Origin of the sequence: Geotalea sp. SG265 (assembly GCF_022808985.1) — a bacterium.
Classification (GTDB): Bacteria; Desulfobacterota; Desulfuromonadia; order Geobacterales; family Geobacteraceae; genus Geotalea.
Window position 1 is genome coordinate 200,039 of sequence record NZ_JAKZFT010000006.1, and the last position, 17,744, is coordinate 217,782.

Here is a 17,744-nt window from a genome sequence, read left to right on the forward strand (position 1 = left end):
CCAATGTGATCTCTTCACCCTACCCGATGGTTTTCGATTTTTGCGTGAGCCATATCACCCGAAAGAATTATAAAATTAATTTCATAATAAACCCTTTACATATCACTACTGTTCGATATAGTTATATCAGCCTGTTTCCGAAAGGGTAATCTGGAAGAAATTCCAGTGACACAAAGCATACGGATCTGTTATTCAATAACAGATAGCCGGGCTGCCGAAGAAACAGGTGAAAAATCAAAAAAAGCCGCGGATCACAACCCTCCGATCCGCGGCTTTTCCCGTTCCTATCATGAGGCTTCCATCATCCCTCTTTTCCCTCCATATCCTCCAGTGCCACCGCCGCCATGATCAGAGAAAGGTGGGTGAGTCCCTGGGGAAAGTTGCCGAGCATCTCTCCTGCCGCAACGTCATACTCTTCGGAGAAAAGCCCCAGGTCGTTGCCGGCGGCTGCCGCCCGGGCAAATGCCAGTCTGGCTTCGTCAAGTCGCCCTTGCCGCGCCAGGCATTCCGCCAACCAGAAAGAGCAGGGCATAAAGATCCCCTCCAGTCCCGGCAGCCGGTCTATCCCCCGCGGATACCGCAGCAGCAGGCCATCCTCCCCTAATTCGGCGCACACGGCATCCACCGTCCTGACCATGATCGGATCATCGTAGGCAACAAAACCGGCCATGGGGAGAAGAAGCAACGCCGCATCCATGGCATGGCTCCCATAGGCACGGATGAAAACACCTCTCCTGCGGTCGTAGCCATGGGTCATGACATCGTTCCTGATCCGATCGCGGGCTTTCTCCCAGGCCGGCACCGGCGCCGGGCGCTCTAAGTCGCGGGCTAGCGAGATGGCACGATCGACGGCAAGCCAGCACATGACCTTGGAGTGAACAAAATGCTGCGACTCCCCCCGCACCTCCCAGATGCCCCGGTCCGGCTTATGCCAGTTGCGAACGGCTCGGTCGGCTATCTGCAACAGGAATTGCCAGTAATCGTCATCGGGTGACTGGCCACTCAGGTGCCACCGCCAGGCGCTGTCCAAAAGCTCGCCATACATATCATGCTGCTTTTGATACGCGGCGGCATTGCCTATGCGAACGGGCCGCGAGGCACGATAGCCGGCGACACCGTGAAGATCCCGTTCATGGAGAAGTCGCTCGCCACCAACGCCGAATAGAACCTGGAGTTCGTCGGCGCTGCCGGCTGCGCTCCGTTCCACGAAGCGTCGAAAGCCGTCCGCCTCCTTCAGGTGCCCCAGTTCGGCGAGAGAACGGATTGAAAAGACCGAGTCCCGCACCCAGGTGCAGCGATAATCCCAGTTGCGGATGCCGCCGATGGATTCGGGCAGGGAGGTGGTTGCCGCAGCGGCAATGGCTCCAGTGGGGGCATTTGACAGTCCCTTGAGGACAATGGCCGAACGCTGCACCAGTTCGCCGCCGCTGGACACCGTTCTCCCCCGGGCACTCCAGTCGCGCCACCAGGTAATGGTCTCCACCAGGCGACGGTCCAGCTCCCCCACCGTCGGGGGGGCTATCCGCTCACCGTCCAAGACTTCGGGGCGTCTGAACATAATGGACAGGTGATAGCGCTGACCAGCCCCTACAGTGATGCTGCCGACCAGGTCGTGCCGGTTTCGTATTTTCAGGGAGATATCACCGGAGATGTGCAGACCGTTGCTGCCGCCGAAGGCAGCAAAGTAGCCGTCTTTCTCGACTATCCACGGCAGGATGCTGCCCAGATGGAAACGGGGGAGAACCTCGATGGCAAACGTAACTTCGCCGCTGCACCCTTCAATCAGGCGCAGGATTTGCTGATATGGCTTTGAACGCCCGCCGCGGCACATGGGGAAGCAATCCGTGACTGTCGCTTCTCCTCCTTCTGTCAGGAAGCGGGTTTCCAGCACCAGGGTTCCGGGAAGATAGCGCCGTTCAACCCGGTAGGCAGCCGGGGCTATCCTGCAATAGCCCCCGTTTTCCCAGTCTAGGATACGGCCGAAGATGCTCCCGGAGTCCAGGCGCGGCATGCAACACCAGTCGATGGAGCCATCCCTGGAAACCAGGGCGGATGAATGGCAGTCGGAAAGAAAACCGTAGTCTGCTATGGGAGGGTAGCGATCATCCCCATCGTTCCGTTTTCGCCTCTTCATGGTTCTACTCTCGGTATCGGGGATGGAGTCCACTGCTGCGAGGCCCGCTGACGAAAGGATTCCCCGCCTCATAGTACCGCCACAGCCGGTAGGCCTCCCGGGTGATGCCGATACGGGTGCTGACGGTGATCTCACCCACTGGCCCAGTTTCCCTCCCGAGCCACAGGCTCTTATCACTGAAGAGATCGATGCCGTCGTAACGTCGGTCGATGCCCAGAGCTGCCGCCAGTCTGCCCGGTCCCCGCGCCAGATCGCGAAGGCGATCGGTGCCCCTGCGCTCTTCCATGAGCCGGATGCCCTCCAGCGGTTCCAGCGAGCGCAGGAGTACGGCTGCCCCGATACCAGCCGGCTCGCTGACCACATTCAGCATATGATAAAGACCGTAAATGAGGTAGACAAAGGCATGGCCGTAATCCAGGTAAAGGGATTCGTTTGCCGCGCTCTTTCCGCTGAAGGCCCTCCCCGCAGCATCTCCGGGTGGATAGGCTTCCGTTTCCACAATCCGACCACTGAGCCGCACGCCCCCCTGCTCCACCACCAGCGTCCGGCCGATGAGAAACCGGGCCATGGCCTGGGTCTCGGAAGGCAGCTCCTCACGCTTCAACGGACGGATATGGAGGCCCATGACGTGACGGATCAGGTTTCCGTCAGTTTGTAGGCAAGGAGGACCCCATCCCGCAGGGGCACTATAGAAGTAAAGAAGTCCTTGCTAGTGAACATATGGCGGTTGAATCTATCAATAGCTTCGGTGTCCCGGTCCTGCACCACTTCGGCAACGTTGCCGTGCCAGAGGGTGTTATCGGCAATAACCAGGGCATTTTTGGCCAGCAGGGGAGTGACGGCAGTGATGGCGTCCAGATACTGATGCTTGTCCAGATCCATGAAGAGCAGGTCTATTCCCTGGTATTCCCGGGCGATCTGCAGGGCGTCCCCCACCCGGAATTCGGCCCGGTCGAAGAGGTCGGCATCGCTGAACACCTTGCGGGCGTGGGCGATATGCTGCGCCTCCCGGTCGATTAGCACGATCTTGCCGCGGAGGCTCAACGCTCTGGCAAACCAGTATGAGGAATATCCAAAACCAGAGCCCATCTCGACGACAAGCTGCGGCTGCTTCAGGCGGGTGAGAAGGTAGAGAAGCCTTCCCACCAGACGCTCGACGATGGGAAAGTCCGCTGCCTTTGCCTTCTTTTCCATTTCCAGCAGCAGGGAATCGTCCTGTTGGGTGAGATTCATGAGGTATGCGTCGATACGGGGATCGGTGATCTCAATCATGACATGACCTCGGCATTAGTGTTATTCACTGAATTATAACAGGGAAGGCGCGCTCTACAAGCCGCGGGAAGAGTGCAGGTCTATTTGAATCTGAAGATGATGCGCGTTCCGAAGCGTTCCTCGGAGAGGGACCGCCCCGATTGGTAGAAATCGAAGGCATTTTGGTCGTAATAGATGGTCATCTCTGCGCCGAGACCTAGGCGAACGCCCACTTCGCCGGTCCAGAGCAGGTTGGATGAAGAAAGATGGGTGAAATCGTAACGATGTACGGCAGTCGGCATCTGCGAGGAAAAGAGACCGAGCCGGGTGTCGGTCAGCCCATAGGTATAGATGGGGAGCTTGGCGGCAGCTGAAAAATAGAAGCGGCGGTCCAGATCGAGCCTTCCACCCGCATGGGCCTGTATCTTGTGAAGCGATTGATCAAACCCGACCCCCGATTCCCGCTCCCTGGCCACATACCCGAGCCCCACCTGTGGTTGCAGACTGTAGTCTTGCTGGACCCGGTATTTCTCCGTCACCGCCAAGAGATAGCGGTCCAGATCGAAGAATTTACGCACCACCAGGCTTTCCGAAAGTTTCGAGGCGCCCAGGTCCAAGGCGGCGGCGGGCGATGTCGCCAACATCGCGGCTATGAAGGCAATGATACCGAACATGATTCCACTATAGCAAAACCTGCTGGCTTTGTGTCCCGGCAAAACAAAAAGCCCCGAAGAAACTTCGAGGCTTTTTGCTTTGCTTCGTCTGGAAAAAGCTACTGGCCGGGGCCGTAGACCGTTGCCGGTCGCACGTCTGCCGGCCTGAATGCGCCGGGAATCGGGGCGCCACTCAAATCTGTGATTGAATCTTGCAGCAGCTGTATGCAGTATTTGTAGTCATGTGCAGCAGCAGAACCGTTTGGCACATTGGCCTGTGAGGTTGCCCCCGAGGGAAGTCCCTTGACCACAAAGGAAAGATTGAATGCTGCTTTGTAGGTTGCCGGGGTCCACGCGGTAAAGCTGTTGGTTGAGGCCGAATCGGCAAAGAAATATGGATATTTCAGGTCATTGTAGAAAATAGGTGTCGCCTGGGCCGCCAGTAAGCCTATCAGCCGCTGCTGCAACGACCGAATTGCATCGGCAATACCTTGGGTGGCGCCGTTAGCATCACCGGAGTAATTGTTTGTGTCGAAGGTCGCACGGTATGTACTTAAATCAGGAGTCACCGTACCGGCAACTGCGGGAATTGGGCCGAACCCGCCATGACAGGATGCGACATTGCAGGTTGCCACGTTTCGTTCCCAGGTATGCCCCCCGGCAAGGTTGTCGGGAGTGGGATTGGCCATGTGGCAGGTTGTGCAATTGGCCGCCTGGTGAGCTGTATTAAAGCTGTAGGATTTGCCAGCATATTCATAGCCGTTTGCGCCCCAAAGCATTGCAGCCGTTCCCAGGTAGTGCGGATTTAAGAAAGGAAGACCTGCGACCGGTTTACCCGGTGCCAGCTTCGTACGATAGAGGGTGAAACCGCTCTCCCGGCCCTGGTGGCAGAAAATGCAGATGGTCGCGTTGGCGTTGTTCTGGGGCACCGGCTGGTTGTCCAGAAAGACGTTGCCGAAGATCTTAACGGCCGCGGTGGAATAATTGGTCATGGCCACCGGCACATTGACATTATTCGTGGTTTGGGCACCGTTGGCAAAGGTTCCATTCTGGTGCGGATCATGACAAGTAATGCAGGTGGCGGTCACATCGCCGAAGATCACCGGTGCCGCCGGCGTTCCCTGGATATTCTGCTGCCAGGCGGTGGAGCCGATACCGTTGTGGCACTTGAAGCATGGGAAGTTGTCATTAAATCTTGTCCCACTGGGCACGGCTGCATTCTGCGTTGCCGTCGCAGTGGCCCCTGATGCCTTCAATGCCATGTCAAAGGGATAGATGGTCTGATGTCCTGTATCCGCAGGGGTATAATTGAGGCCTGTGTTTGGGTTGATATAAGAGGTCGGACTTGCCGAAAATTCTGCCCAGGCAGGATCGTTGTGCTCCGCATGGGCGGAATTGCTCCACTGAGGATAAACATTATTCTGATGGGTGGAGAGGTTGGAGAATTTATACTTACTCACGGTGTGGCAAGCCGCGCAGATAAGCTCCGGGTTTATCTCTTTCTTTGTTGCCGAAACAGTAGGAGTAAGTGTGCTGTTCGGTGCCGTTCCTTCCGGTACGACGGCCCCCCGGAAAGCCCCCAGCTCATGGGTGCTGTAGCGGCGATAGATCGGATAGCCGACCGGAGTGCTGCGCTGGGGGATCTTCACCATCTGCTGGGGCTGGTGGGCATCGTGACAGCCGGCACAGGAGACGGCCGGATTGATATAGCGGTCTCGGAAGTTGGTGCTTTCTTCGCTCTGGTTGTTTCCGGTATCGCTGGGGAATACCCTTTGGGAGGGCCTGAAAAGATTGGTGCTGTAGGCGACGAAGCGCTGATTCGGATTATGGCAGACCGAGCACTCGACGATGTGCTGGGACTTGTTCACCGGCTTCCCATCCGGGGTCACCTCCTGGACGTCCTTTCCGTTTCGCAGTCTCAGGTCTGCCTGGCCGCTGCCGGGATCCCCCTGGAAGAAAAACTTGTCCGGCCCGAAAGGTGTCCCTTGGGCATGGGTGTTGGCATGGGCGGTCTGGTTGAAGCCGGAGAGGAAAGAAGCATGGCATTTGGCCTGACTGCACTGCTCGGCCTGTGGAATGGGGAAGGGCATGGGCCCCACACCCCAATGGAGGCTGCCACCGCCGTGACAATCCTCGCACTGCACACCCTGGACGGTGGTGTGGGTGGTGTTCGCCCAGGTCTGGGCGATGACATTGCCGGTAATATCCTTCGTGGTACTGTGACAAGTATTGGTGCAGCTTTCAGAACCGACCTTGGTTGCAGTTGCAGGCTGGCCCTGCCCGGCGCCTTCCTTTTTCGACGAGCCGCAGCCCGTAACGAGGCCGGACACCAGGAAAGCCGCAATCATGAAGCGTAAACCGTTGCTTCTGCCCATTGATGTTTCCTCCTTTCCGAAGTGTTTGCTTTTTCAGTTATGGTGAAACCTAAAATCTGTCATGGCAGCGGATACAGGTCCTGCCGCTGCTCTTATCCCTGTAGTTGCCCTTTACATCGTTCCAGTTGCGGGGATGGGGATTAACCCTGAGGCCGGTCCGTGCACTGTGGCAGGTCATGCAGACGTCGCCGTCACTGTGGCAGGTGCCGCAGGACTGCAGGTTGCGCCGCGCCTCCGATGCGTGATCGGATGACCATTGATGGCTAGGCAGAATTCCGCCACTGTGACAGGTGGGGCATTGGGCGGCAGTGAAGATGGAATGATTGGGGCCGATGTCGCTCAGCTTGATGTCCCGAAACTGTCGCCGGTGTGACTGGAACTGCAGGTCGGTCGGCCTGAACCGGTCGTGGCACTGCTGGCAGTTCTTTTGGTCGTGGCAACGGGTGCAGGACTGGGGATTGTCCTGGGCCTTGATGGGGTGGATCTCTATCCAGTCGCTTTTGTGGCTTTTGGGGATATAGTCGCGCCGGTAGTTCTGGGTGGACAGATCGGCATTGATGCCTCCACCCGTATGGCAATCGAGACAATAGGACTGATCATGGCACTGGCCGCAATTGGAGCTGCCCCGCTGGGCCAATAGCCGGTGCCCCCGCAACCAATCGGCATCATGGTTGAGGGCGATTCCCTCGTTCTTATGACAGTCGTTGCACTCGGCGATTTTCATGGAGGCATAATCCCGGTGCGTCTGCTTCTGGGCCACTGCCTGCTGCACATAGACAACTGGCAGGGAAATGAACAGAAAAACGAAAAGCCAGTTTTTCACCGCCGTACCCCCCTTTCTAGAAATCGTAATTAAAGATGAAACGTCCCTGGACGTTGTTGTTGTAGGTCACATTGATGTCGTCTTCGATGCGCAGCGAGGCAGACAGGTTGTTGGCCACCTTCAGCCTGCTGCCGAGCCAGTATTTCTGCGCGACCTGCTTGCCCGTGGAGCTCATGAATATCTCCCGGTCATAGGCATCCACAGTCAGGCCGCCCGATAGCTGAAAGACCTTGGTCATGTCCCAGGCAGCTTCGAAAAGGCCCCCATCCAGGCTGCTGTCATCGCTGCCGATGCCGACCCGGCGGTCATACTCGAAGGTCAGCTGCAGATCGGTGAGCGGCCGCAGGTTGACCCCCGCTTCAATAACGTTGGCACTGGCGCCGTCGCCGAATTCTTCACGGGTATAGCCTCCATAGACCGACAGGAAACGGTTGACCGTGTAATCGGCCCGCAGTACCCCTTCCTGGTAACGATCGGCGGCAAAGACGGAGAAAATATCGGTTGTATCGAAGGTAGGATAACTCTGGAACCATTCGCCGGTGAAGACCAGGTTGGCGGTGGGAAAATATTTGACGCCGGCGAGGGCTTCGTTGAAGACCTCGGCAGTAATGTCATAGCGGGCATTGCCGTAGAGCTTTACCCGGTCCAGCAGGTACTGTTTGAAGGAGGCTCCCATGATGTCCCGGGAAACATCTCCCGAGTCCCATTTGCGAAGCCAGCTTACGTCCAGATCCGTCTTTCTCAGGCCGTTCAGGTAAGCCGCAGCACCGAAGGCATAATTGCCCGCATGCCCCAACTCGCCGTCGATACCGAAGATCACATCGCGCCCACCCAGGGCCGTCAGGCCTATGGGTCCGATGTTTTTCACGATCAGTTCGCCACCGTCGATAATGGTGGTTCCTGCCGAAAGATTGACGAACTGACGGCCGACCTTTATGTCGAAGGTGTTGAGCAGATCCCGGTAATCGCCATAGAGGAAGTAGAGGCGGCCGTTCAGCCCCTCACCATTGGTAAAGTCCTGGGTCCCGCGCCCATAGCCGTAAATGGAGAATTTGCCGTCACTGGTCAGCTTTGCTGCTGCAAGTCGAAGATACTCGGCTGCTTCTATCTGGCGACCATTGTAGAAGTCATTGAACCAGAGCACCTGAGTAGAACTGCGGCCATGTATATCCGCTGCCCAGCTGCTTGTCCCGCTCAACAGAAAGACCAGCAACAACCAATACCAGACCCTTTTGTAGCCCATTCAGTGAACCCTCCTTTCCAGTATATGTAAACGCCGATATTTAATTAGTTATAATTAATTTACTTGTACAAATTTACCATCCTTTGGCCTTTATGCCACTGCTCGCGGAAAATTATTTTTCGAGCAGGGCAATCTGCTGTTAAGCGTATTAATCAGTTTTTGGTTTTCCTGTTAACATTCGTGCAGATTCGTGAAAATTCGTGGCTAATAAAGCTTCAAGTCAAGCTGTAGCCACGAATGGACACGAATAAGACGGTGAATTAAGGCGTGGAAAAGACCTTGCGTGCTCAGGGGGTTATTGTTTTTGGGGTGTGGCGGGAGGTGCGGGTGTGGCAGGTTCCAGCTTGTCCACCTGGGACGAAACCAGCTCGGCAGTGATCTTGCCCAGGGGGATGCTCGTTTCGAGACGGACCGGCACGTGATATGCGTCGTCGGTGAGCCAAATGGTCACGTCGCCGGTTCTCTTGAAGATGCCGTCTGTCTTCAGGTTGGGCTTCAACACTATGGTGTCGGCCTGTCTGAACGCTGGGAGGGATATCGGCTCGCGGCGGAGGATCTCCACCGGAACCTGTGTGTAGGTGTCGCTGTCATAGACATGAAGCGCTTCCGTGGTGCCGACCTGGAGCGGCCGGTTTCGCAGATAGTAAAACGCCGACATGAGGTCGAGCACTTGGGAATTGGGGATGGCCTCCCTGCTGCTGCGGTTGCGCAGGAGATCCATCCAGAAGACGCTCCGGTCGCGGAGAAAGATGGTGAAGCCCCGGTGGCTCCTGAAGCTCCCTTCCTGCTGCCTGATCTTGGTGATGATGAAGTTGCCGGCAATGTGGCGGGTCTCAATCAGGTCATCCACCGGGTAAATCGCAGATATGGCGGGTGTCGATTTGACCTTGAGGGAGATGTTGATCTCACCTTTGTCGTTCTTCGCCTGCAGTTCGGCAGTGCCGATGGGCATGCCCAGGAGGCTGATCCGGTAGTTCAGCTGTTCACGTTTGGTAGAGGTAAATTCGACGGCAGTCCGCAGGGGGGGAGGAACGTCCGGCAATGGCGATGAAACCTGAGCCTTTACTTCGGCAGGCACTGAAGGGGCGCCGGCAGCTTTCGCAGTTGGAAGGGGCGCAGGCTCTTGAGGGCCGGGATCATGAGCTGTGCCAGTAGAAACGGCGGGTGAAGGTGCAACAGGTCGCCTTTTGAAAGCTGTTTTTTGCACGGGCTTTGAGAGCGGTTTCTGCGCCGTTAGCGGAACGGGCAGAGTTCTAACTTCCGTGACAGAAAGATCCACCATCACCGCCTGCAGCAGGCTAACCGGGCTCGCAAAATGATAGCTGCCATACTTTGCCAGGGGAAAGAGCAGCAAGATGTGAATTACAGTCGACAGGGCTAAAGCAAGGCGAAACCCGCTATGAGGGTAAGATTGGCTGAACATGGCTACTATTGTTGTTACAGATGAAAGACAGGCTTGCAAGTGAAATCTCAATCTTTTTGTGCTTAGTACGCTCGTGTAAAAAAAGCCCCGCCTCTTTCGAGGCGGGGCAGGTAGAGCCTTAAATACAGACAGATTTATGGACGCTCTGGACTGTTCCAGGTCTTGGCCTTTCTGTCGTAGCCTAACAAAAAGAGCATCGCGTCGGTAGTACCAGTTGCTGTGTCTGCAGACGTTCCTTTAACGAAAATTGTCGGCTGAAGCGTGGTTGCAGTCACGCTAACCGAGCGGTCCATCGCGTTGTTATCCAGGAAATCGATGGTATCATAGGCCAGCCGGCGGCTATAAGTACGTGCGTGGGCGTAGGATGCCTCGTCCTTGGTCAGCAGTTGAATGTTGAAGCAAGCACCCATCAGCCGCTTTGCATCTTTGGCAGACAACGCAGTGGAGAGTACTTTGCTCCGTGTCCAATCTTTGACTGCCTGGGGCTTGCCACTGGCATCCAACCCAAGCTGGTCATCATAGAAGTATGGGTAGGCGTCAGGATTAAAGGTGATCTTGTAGGTGTCCTTAAGTATTTTGCTGGCAAGTCCGATAGCCTCACCAAGGATTGCATGCTGCTCTTCAAGGAAAGTGGCCAGCTTGGTGGCATCGGTATTGGTTGCAGTAGTACCATCTGTGGTGATTTCAGCAGCATGGCATTTTTTACAGACCTGGTCACCGGCATAGATGTCGATCTTGAGAGTGTGGGCTGCTCCATTTGCCCCACCTTTGTTCAGGTGGCATACGATGCATGGTCCGCTGGTGGTCATGTTGGTGTCGCCAGAAGTAATACCGTGATCGCCGATAATGGCTGAGGTGCCGAATTTGCGGTGGGTGCTGCCAAGCTGGCCGCCATCTTCGGTAGTGGTCAGTGATTCAGTATACTTGAATTCCCTGGTAACGCCACTGGTGTCCTTACCCACAGTGCCGCTGAGGGTGTTAGCCGGATCATCTACAAAGGCAGTGAAACCACCTTTTGCATACATGGTAGCAGCGGCTGCAAGGTAGTGAGGGTTTTTGAAGCTGGTATTGCTAATAGCAGTATCGGTGACTGCAAGGACTGTTGCCCCACTTTCGCGGCCACTGTGGCAGGAGATACAGATATTTGAGTTCCCAACATCTGGGAATGTAGCCGGGCTTTTGCCGCTGTTGTAAGGAGCAACGTACTGCTTGGCAGCGCGGACGCTGTTCTTGAAGTTGTAGTTGCTGTGGCAAGCATCGCAGGTCAGGACCTGATAGGTCTTGTCACCTGCAGTGGCAAAGGTCGTTGTCGCCAGCTTCCAGCCGGAGGTGATGTAGTTCTTGTAGCCGGTTGCGGTGTGACAACGGATGCAGCCTGTATTTTCTTTGAAATCCTCGTCCATCCAGGCTGCGCCGTTAACATCACCATGGGCCGACTCAGCCCATTCACCGTGCTGCGGTGTAATGCCTTTATCAGCTTTATGGGGATCATGGCAGCTGGTGCAAGAATTCTGGTAAAGGCTGCTTACGTATTGAGCTGGATGGGTAGCCGCTGTATAAACGGCAAAATGTGCTTTAGGCAGATATTTTTGGTGGCACTCGAAGCACTTGCCTGAAGCATCGGGATTGGTATAGGGGATCGGTCCGACGCCGTTATGCTGTGCGCCACCACCGTGGCAATCCTGGCAACCTACCTTGTGGAAAGTGTTCAAGTTGTGGATAGAACCCAAGTAGTCTTGAAGAATGTTGTCGCCGGTAACAGGCTCAACTGAGGTTGAGTGGCAAACCCTGCAGGAAGCTTCATCCACTTTTGCCACGTTGGCCAAGCTGGATGCCGAACCTTCCTTGTTGCTTGATCCGCAGCCTGCAAAAAGCGCGGTCGCGAGGAGTGAAGCAATTACGGTTGAATAACGAAAGATGTTTCTACTCATGCTGTTTCCTCCTTGGTTTATTTAACTATCAATAGGTCCCGGGCAAGTGGCACTTCGTACAGACCTTGTTACCTGCTTTGTCCTTGTAGTTGTTTTTGATGCTGCCCCAGTTCCTCGGGTGCGGATTGGCTCCACCAGGTTTGGCGCTGTGGCACTGAATGCAGACATCCCCATCGGGATGGCAGGACTGGCAGGCCTGCAGGTTGCGACGTGCTTCGGCAGGATGCTCACCGAAGGCCACACTGTTGATTTTCTGGGTGTCGCCAGACATCAGGTGCGATTTGATGCGCATCTTGCCCTTGGGGAAGCGGTCATGACAGGCGGTGCAGTATTTCTGGTCATGGCAGCGGTAGCAGGTCTGGGGGTTATCCAGTGCCTTGATGGGATGGATGTTGACGAAGTCGCTGCGATGGCTTTTGGGAACGTAATCCCGCCCGAAGGTGTCCACAGTCAGGTCGGCATTTATGCCGCCCCCCTGGTGGCAATCAAGACAGTAAGACTGATCGTGGCATTGGGCGCAATTGTTGCCGGCCTTGCTTGCCAACGTGCGGTGGCTGCGTACCCAGTCACCATCGTGATTGGGGGCTATGCCTTCAGCCTTGTGGCAATCGGCACACTCGGAAAGCTTGGAACCGGCATATTCCTTGTGCGGCTGCTTCTGGGCCGTCGCCTGCTGTACATAGAGGGCAGACATCAGCAGAAGAATGCAGATAAACAACACTTTTTTCACAGTGGCACCTCCTTTCTAGAAATCGTAATCGAACGTCACGCGCCCGGAAACGTTTGTGCTGAAACGGGCATTGACATCATCTTGAATACGGCCGGAGACCGCCATATTTTTGGCAATTTTGTATTTCCCGCCCAACCAGTAACGACGGGCAATTTCATCTCCGGTCAAGGAATCTCTCTGGTAGACGTCGTAGGTGATACCACCGGCAACCTGGGCAACCTTGTTGACGTCGTAAGCAGCATCGATGATAGCACCGTTGGTGCTGCCGTAGTAGCCGTTGCGGTTGTCGTATTCCACATTGAACCGGAGCGGTTCGATGGGGCGCAGGGAAAGACCCACGTGGTAGACGTTGGCATGTGCGCCTTCGCCGTAGAACTGACGGTTGTAGCCGCCATTGACCGAAACCATATCGTTGAAGGTGTAGTCAACGCGAAAGAGACCTTCACGATATTTATCCACGGCAAAGACGGAGTAGAAAGAGGTGGTGTCGAAGGTGGCATAGCTCTGGTAGTATTCGCCGGTGAAGATCAGGTTTGAGAGCGGGAAATACTTCAAGCCGCCCTGCACCTCGTTGAAGGTTTCGGCGGTGAGGTCGTACCGGGCATTACCGTAAACCTTGACATTGTTGAACAGGTACTGCTTGCCGGACAGGCCCAGGATGTCTCTGGCGATGTCCCCCTGATCAAATTTGCGAAACCAGCTCACTTCGGCATCGGTGTTCTTGAAGCCGGCCAGATAAGCTCCCATACCGAGGACGGTGTTGGAGGCATCGCCGATTTCACCGTTGAGACCGAATTGGACATCACGGCCTCCCAGGATGGTGAAACCTACAGGGCCGATGTTTTTGATGTCCACCTGACCACCGTCGATAATGGCGCTTCCTGCGGCAAGATTGACGAACTGACGGCCGATCCTGATGTCCGCCTTGTCGAAGAGGTCGCGGTATTCGCCATACAGGTAGTAAAGACGGCCATTCAGGCCTTCTCCATTGGTGAAGTCCTGCGAGGCCCTGCCGTAGCCGGTGATGGAGAACTTGCCGGCCTTGTCGATGTTGGTAATGGAAAATCGCAGATACTCGTTCAACTCGATCTGACGATGGTCATCCAGCAACTCATTGTTGTACGAGAGAAACTGGGTGGAACTTCTGCCGTGAATCTCTGCCGCCATACCTGTTGAAGCACACAGCAGGGAACCGAACAGAAGCATTCGTAGTAACCCTTTAATCCCCATTAATTGAACCTCCTTTCCTTACGTTAATACATCTGAAACATAACAAGCTGCTTTCGGCTAAGGATCACCTCCCCATGGTTCTATATATTGCCTGTAATGTAAAATGGCTTTTTAATTAGGGGTATAACAGCATAAACCTTGCCATTTTGCATTAACAGAATATAACTACTCATTTTTTAACTCGTATTTGATCCCGCAGATGTACTGCACAGTTAGGCTGGCGATTTTCCGAATAATTAATAAAAGCAGCTCACTAAAGAACAAATCGGCTTTCCTGACCTTGTCGCTAGTCAACATACTGACGTCATGAAGTTGACAGAGATGGCCGGACAGACACGGGGTTTTAACGGAATCAGGCCGATTGGATACACCGTTACCTACTCGACAGGTAGGGTATAAAACTTGAGGCTTTTTTTCGAGGAGGGCATTTTTGCCCTGCGATGGATTTATTTCAAAGGCAGGAATGAGAACAGAACAGGGGGAAACCGGAATAGCAGCATCAGCAGGTGTCACCTGGCCGGCTGCTTCCGGCAGTTATGAGAAAAAACATGAGCAGAGCGGCAACGGCGGCAAGTCCGGCACCGAAGGCAAACGCCGCCCCTGCCCCGGCCGACTGCCAGACAAAACCGAAGAGGAGACTTGCTGGGAGCGCGCCGGCGCCGACTGCAAAATTGTACCAGCCAAAGGCCGTACCACGTTCGCTCACCGGGGCGATGTCCATCAGGAGGGCTTTTTCGACCCCTTCCGTTAGCCCGTAGAAAAGCCCGTAGAAGGCGAAGAGGAGCCACACCTGCAGTTCGTTCGCTGCCAGGGCAAAGCCCAAATAGGTCAGAGCATAGATGCACCAGCCACATAGAATTATGCCGCGGCGGCCAACCCGGTCAGAAAGGGCACCGAAGGGCATGGAAGAGGCCATTTTTATGACATGGAAAAAGGTCCAGAGCAGGGGTATACGCGCCGGAGTGACACCTAGCTGGCCGGCCTTGAGCAGGAGAAACGCATCGGAAGAGTTGCCCAGAGTAAAAAGGAAGAGGATGAGAAGGTAGGTGCGAAGCGTTCCCTTGGGAGCAGCCCTGAGGAAATCGCCGGCGCTTTCTTTTCTGGTACGGGGCACTTCCCTGACCCGCATCAGGATCAAAAGCACCGCCAGCAGCCCCGGCACGGCCGCAAGCCAGAAAACCGTCCGCAGATCTTTCGTCAGGTAAGCCAGGAGAAAAGTCGCAACCAGCGGGCCGATGACGGCACCGGCATGGTCCATGGAGCGGTGAAAGCCAAAGGCCTTGCCGCGCAGGGAGGGATCGACCGAATCGCCGATGAGGGCGTCCCGGGGTGAGGTCCTAATCCCTTTTCCGATGCGGTCGGCAAAGCGGATGAAGAGAACTGCCGCAGGAGATGCAGCGGCGGCCATAAGCGGACGGGCCAGGGAGGACATGGTATAGCCCCAGAAGACGAGCCGCTGCCGGTTTTTTGTCCGGTCGGAGACAATGCCGGAGAAAAGCTTGAGAAAAGAGGCTGTAGACTCCGCCACCCCTTCGATGACGCCGAGGAAGGCGGGGCCGCCACCGAGAACGGTGGTGAGAAACAGCGGCAGCAGCGGATATATCATTTCACTGGAGACGTCAGTCAGAAAACTGACGACGCCGAGGATGAGGACGTTGCCGGTAATGCCGCGGAACACGGAACCTCCAAGAACCCTTTAACCACGAATGTCACGAATTTTCACGAATTAAAATTCAAAACCGATCTATTGATTTTTATTCGTGTCCATTCGTGCCATTGGTGGCTGCTTGACTAAGGCCTTTGCGGGTGTGGCTATTCTCCCAGATAAGTATAGCCCAACAGTGTTTTGTCCAACAGCTCGATGAAATGGCTGCTCTCCTCGATGGAGACCTTGCGCTGGGCGACCCCCTTCTCCAGGTGTTCCCTGACGCACTTGAGGATCTCCGGCCCCTTGTACTGCACGTATTTGAGGCTCTCCCAGCAGACGTCGCCGTTGATGACCGTGTCGATCATGTAGCCGGTCTTCTTGTTGAAGGTGATGTGCACGGCGTTGGTGTCGCCGAAGAGGTTATGCATGTCCCCCAGGATCTCCTGGTAGGCGCCGATGAGGAAGAAGCCGATGTAGTAATCCTCGTCCTTGCGGATCTTGTGCAGGGGGAGGAATTTCGTCCGGCCGTTCTCACCGACGAAGCTGGTGATTTCCCCATCGGAATCGCAGGTGATGTCGGCGATGGAGGCAATAACGTCCGGCTTCTGGTTCAGGCGCTGGATCGGCACAATGGGAAAGAGCTGGTCGATGGCCCAGGAGTCGGGAATGGACTGGAAGAGGGAAAAGTTGGCAAAATAGGTCTGGCGCAGAGCCAGCTGGAAATTCTGCAGTTCCTCGGGGATCGGCTTGATCTTCTCGACGATACTGTTGATTTTGCGGATGATCTTGCCGTAGAGCCATTCGGCCATGGCCCGCTCGTTGAGGGTCAGGTAGCCCAGGTTGAAGAGGCTCACCGCCTCCTGGATCAGCTGCAGGGTGTCGTGGTAGTCTTCCCGCAGGCTGTAGCGGTCGATGCTCTTGTGGATGTCCACCAGCTTCTTGACCGTCGGCGCCAGCTTTTCCGCAGCCGCCAGTTCCTCTTCGAAATCGGGGGTCAGTTGCTGGGTGTTGGTATTGAGGACGTTGGTCACCAGCACCGAGTAATGGGCGACGGTCGCCCGTCCCGACTCGGAAATGATGTTGGGGCACTCTACCCCGGCGTCATCGCAGATGTTCTTGATCTGGTAGATGACGTCGTTGGCATATTCCTCCACCGAATAGTTGACGCTGGAAAAGTAGCTGGACTTGGAGCCGTCGTAATCCACCCCGAGACCGCCGCCGATATCCACGTACTCGACTCCAACCCCCATCTTGCGCAGTTCCGTATAGACCCGCGCCCCTTCGATAAGGGCCGTCTTTATCTTGTCGATCTTGGTGATCTGGGAACCGATATGGAAATGGATCAGCTTGACCTGGCCGATGAGACCGTTCTCTTCCAGAAGGTCGATGGCGGCAATGATTTCCGACATGCGCAGGCCGAATTTGGCGTCTTCTCCACCTGAAGTGGCCCATTTGCCGGTTCCCTTGGAGGAGAGTTTGACGCGGATGCCCAGCCTGGGCTGAATGCCAGTCTTCTTCACCAGCTCGATAACCTTCTCCAGTTCAAAGAGCTTTTCGATAACCAGGGTGATGTCGTAGCCGATGGCGGTGGCATAGAGCACTGTCTCGATATATTCGCTGTCCTTGTAGCCATTGCAGATGATGGGCAGGTTGTTGCCACTGGAAATACCGATGCCAGCCACAAGCTCCGGCTTGGAACCCACTTCGAGGCCGATGTTGTATCGCTTGCCGTAACCGGCGATCGCCTCCACCACCTGGCGCTGCTGGTTCACCTTAATGGGAAAGAACGTTTGGTACTTTGCAGGATAGTCGTTTTCCGAGATGGCGCCTCTGAATGCGCGGTTGATACTGGCAATGCGCCCCTGGAGAACATCCATGAAGCGGAGCAGGATGGGAGGCTTGATCTTTCGCTTGATCAGGTCATCCACCAGCACCCGCAGATCGATCGAGCTCTTGGAGCTGGACGACGGGTGAACGCAGATGTTCCCCTTCTTGTTGATTGAAAAAAGATCCGCGCCCCAGTTGTCCAGGTTGTAGATTTTGGAACTATCATTAATAGACCAACGCTCCGACATCTTACCTCCAGGGCGGCGCCATATTTGCGCCCTTCCGCCGTCTGCTCCTCGTCAGGCTCCTCGACGTAGCGCTGCTACGCCTGCGGGCCTTCCTCGTCACAGCCAACGGAATCATCGCAAATCTGTCACCGCTGCAACTTCTTGCTAGTGAAAAAAGCATTTTACAACAACCGGGGCGAGAGATTTCGGCCAGGTCGGCGCACCCGCAGGAAGCTCCGGCGGAGGCGT

14 protein-coding genes and 1 riboswitch are annotated in these 17,744 nt (G+C 55.5%); all 14 genes read right to left on the bottom strand.

What is annotated here, in order from left to right; genetic code table 11:
• Window positions 1-134: 134 nt before the first annotated feature.
• A riboswitch (cyclic di-GMP riboswitch) is annotated at window positions 135-219 on the top strand.
• Between the two features lie 82 nt (window positions 220-301).
• Window positions 302-2,134, bottom strand: coding sequence for a glycoside hydrolase family 15 protein (locus tag ML541_RS09510; protein WP_243372542.1), 1,833 nt, complete (start codon window positions 2,132-2,134; stop codon window positions 302-304).
• A 4-nt stretch (window positions 2,135-2,138) separates the two neighbouring features.
• Window positions 2,139-2,759, bottom strand: coding sequence for a DNA-3-methyladenine glycosylase (locus tag ML541_RS09515; protein WP_243372543.1), 621 nt, complete (start codon window positions 2,757-2,759; stop codon window positions 2,139-2,141).
• 11 nt (window positions 2,760-2,770) lie between these two features.
• Window positions 2,771-3,406, bottom strand: coding sequence for an O-methyltransferase (locus ML541_RS09520; RefSeq protein WP_243372544.1), 636 nt, complete (start codon window positions 3,404-3,406; stop codon window positions 2,771-2,773).
• An 80-nt stretch (window positions 3,407-3,486) separates the two neighbouring features.
• Window positions 3,487-4,059 (bottom strand): hypothetical protein, encoded by a 573-nt coding sequence (locus ML541_RS09525; protein WP_243372545.1) that lies wholly within the window; start codon window positions 4,057-4,059, stop codon window positions 3,487-3,489.
• A 98-nt stretch (window positions 4,060-4,157) separates the two neighbouring features.
• Window positions 4,158-6,413, bottom strand: a complete 2,256-nt coding sequence (locus ML541_RS09530; protein WP_243372546.1) for a hypothetical protein — start codon at window positions 6,411-6,413, stop codon at window positions 4,158-4,160.
• A gap of 49 nt (window positions 6,414-6,462) precedes the next feature.
• Complete coding sequence (locus tag ML541_RS09535; protein WP_243372547.1) at window positions 6,463-7,236, bottom strand: cytochrome C; 774 nt, start codon at window positions 7,234-7,236, stop codon at window positions 6,463-6,465.
• A gap of 16 nt (window positions 7,237-7,252) precedes the next feature.
• Window positions 7,253-8,479 carry a hypothetical protein gene (locus tag ML541_RS09540; protein ID WP_243372548.1) on the bottom strand — a complete coding sequence of 409 codons (1,227 nt, stop codon included), beginning with the start codon at window positions 8,477-8,479 and terminating at the stop codon, window positions 7,253-7,255.
• Between the two features lie 295 nt (window positions 8,480-8,774).
• Window positions 8,775-9,557 carry a DUF3108 domain-containing protein gene (locus tag ML541_RS09545; protein WP_243372549.1) on the bottom strand — a complete coding sequence of 261 codons (783 nt, stop codon included), beginning with the start codon at window positions 9,555-9,557 and terminating at the stop codon, window positions 8,775-8,777.
• 479 nt (window positions 9,558-10,036) lie between these two features.
• Window positions 10,037-11,833, bottom strand: a complete 1,797-nt coding sequence (locus ML541_RS09550; protein ID WP_243372550.1) for a hypothetical protein — start codon at window positions 11,831-11,833, stop codon at window positions 10,037-10,039.
• A 28-nt stretch (window positions 11,834-11,861) separates the two neighbouring features.
• Complete coding sequence (locus ML541_RS09555; protein WP_243372551.1) at window positions 11,862-12,563, bottom strand: cytochrome C; 702 nt, start codon at window positions 12,561-12,563, stop codon at window positions 11,862-11,864.
• A 15-nt stretch (window positions 12,564-12,578) separates the two neighbouring features.
• Window positions 12,579-13,793, bottom strand: coding sequence for a hypothetical protein (locus tag ML541_RS09560; RefSeq protein WP_243372552.1), 1,215 nt, complete (start codon window positions 13,791-13,793; stop codon window positions 12,579-12,581).
• Between the two features lie 165 nt (window positions 13,794-13,958).
• A complete protein-coding gene (locus ML541_RS09565; RefSeq protein ID WP_243372553.1) occupies window positions 13,959-14,306 on the bottom strand; it encodes a hypothetical protein in 348 nt (115 codons plus the stop codon).
• A complete protein-coding gene (locus ML541_RS09570) occupies window positions 14,293-15,471 on the bottom strand; it encodes an MFS transporter (protein ID WP_243372554.1) in 1,179 nt (392 codons plus the stop codon). Before ML541_RS09570 ends, ML541_RS09565 begins: the two co-directional genes overlap by 14 nt.
• Window positions 15,472-15,605: 134 nt before the next feature.
• The gene (gene speA, locus ML541_RS09575) at window positions 15,606-17,516 is read right to left on the bottom strand and encodes an arginine decarboxylase (RefSeq protein ID WP_243372555.1); all 1,911 of its coding nucleotides are present in this window, start codon (window positions 17,514-17,516) and stop codon (window positions 15,606-15,608) included.
• Between the last annotated feature and the right edge of the window lie 228 nt (window positions 17,517-17,744).

What these genes read in the sequence shown, in the direction of transcription:
- ML541_RS09510 (WP_243372542.1), bottom strand. Translation starts at nt 2,134, where the DNA reads ATGAAGAGGCGAAAACGGAACGATGGGGATGATCGCTACCCTCCCATA.
- ML541_RS09515 (WP_243372543.1), bottom strand. Translation starts at nt 2,759, where the DNA reads ATGGGCCTCCATATCCGTCCGTTGAAGCGTGAGGAGCTGCCTTCCGAG.
- ML541_RS09520 (WP_243372544.1), bottom strand. Translation starts at nt 3,406, where the DNA reads ATGATTGAGATCACCGATCCCCGTATCGACGCATACCTCATGAATCTC.
- ML541_RS09525 (WP_243372545.1), bottom strand. Translation starts at nt 4,059, where the DNA reads ATGTTCGGTATCATTGCCTTCATAGCCGCGATGTTGGCGACATCGCCC.
- ML541_RS09530 (WP_243372546.1), bottom strand. Translation starts at nt 6,413, where the DNA reads ATGGGCAGAAGCAACGGTTTACGCTTCATGATTGCGGCTTTCCTGGTG.
- ML541_RS09540 (WP_243372548.1), bottom strand. Translation starts at nt 8,479, where the DNA reads ATGGGCTACAAAAGGGTCTGGTATTGGTTGTTGCTGGTCTTTCTGTTG.
- ML541_RS09550 (WP_243372550.1), bottom strand. Translation starts at nt 11,833, where the DNA reads ATGAGTAGAAACATCTTTCGTTATTCAACCGTAATTGCTTCACTCCTC.
- ML541_RS09560 (WP_243372552.1), bottom strand. Translation starts at nt 13,793, where the DNA reads ATGGGGATTAAAGGGTTACTACGAATGCTTCTGTTCGGTTCCCTGCTG.
- speA (WP_243372555.1), bottom strand. Translation starts at nt 17,516, where the DNA reads ATGTCGGAGCGTTGGTCTATTAATGATAGTTCCAAAATCTACAACCTG.